Origin of the sequence: Lamprobacter modestohalophilus, from assembly GCF_016583905.1 — a bacterium.
In the GTDB taxonomy this organism is placed as follows: Bacteria; Pseudomonadota; Gammaproteobacteria; order Chromatiales; family Chromatiaceae; genus Lamprobacter; species Lamprobacter modestohalophilus.
Genome location: NZ_NRRY01000192.1, coordinates 1 through 759, shown reverse-complemented (window position 1 = coordinate 759; position 759 = coordinate 1). Strand labels below are relative to the sequence as shown.

Sequence of the window (759 nt, the reverse complement as noted above, 5' to 3'; positions counted from 1 at the left end):
CCTGGTACATCGCCAAGGCCTAACGGAACACACCCCATGCCCCCAACCCAAGCGCACCTCACCGACCCCACCACCCCCATCGCCATCATCGGCCTGGGCGACGTCGGTCTCCCGCTTGCGGTCGAATTCGGCAAACAGCGCCCGGTCATCGGCTTCGACATCCACCAAGCCCGCGTCGCCGAGCTGCAAGCCGGCCACGACAGCACCCGCGAGACCACGCCCGAAGACCTCGCCGCCGCGCGCCATATTAAAAACCGCATGGGCGCCCATGTCGCCGAGCGCGTGGTCAAGCTCATGCTCAAACAGGGCATCAACCTCAGCCACAGCCGCGTCCTGGTCCTGGGGCTGACCTTCAAGGAAAACTGCCCGGATCTGCGCAACCCCCGCGTCATCGACATCATCGGCGCGCTCAAGGACGACAACCTCAGTGTCGATCTGCGACGACCCCTGGGTCGACCGCAGCGCAGCCAAACAAGAGCTCGGCATCGACTGCCTGCCCGAGCTGCCCAGCACTGGCATCTATGGCGCCATCATCCTCGCCGTGGCGCATCGCGAGTTCATCGAGCTAGGCGCAGCGGACATCCGCGCGCTCGGTGTCCCTGGCGCCTCGGTCCTCTATGATGTTAAATCCGCATATATGGTCCGCCCCGCGATGCAAGAGCCACTTGACTGTTCAGCAGAAGGAAACGTTGCGGCCATATATCCGGCGTCGTGATGAGGTGGCGTGATCGCTCCTCGCGCCCTGATGGAATCCGCGCG

At 64.3% G+C, this 759-nt stretch carries 1 protein-coding gene; it reads left to right on the top strand.

Annotated features, from left to right (window positions below; genetic code table 11):
- The first annotated feature begins 36 nt into the window (after window positions 1–36).
- Window positions 37–621 (top strand): UDP binding domain-containing protein, encoded by a 585-nt coding sequence (locus tag CKO42_RS26835; RefSeq protein ID WP_242479744.1) that lies wholly within the window; start codon window positions 37–39, stop codon window positions 619–621.
- Window positions 622–759 lie beyond the last annotated feature (138 nt).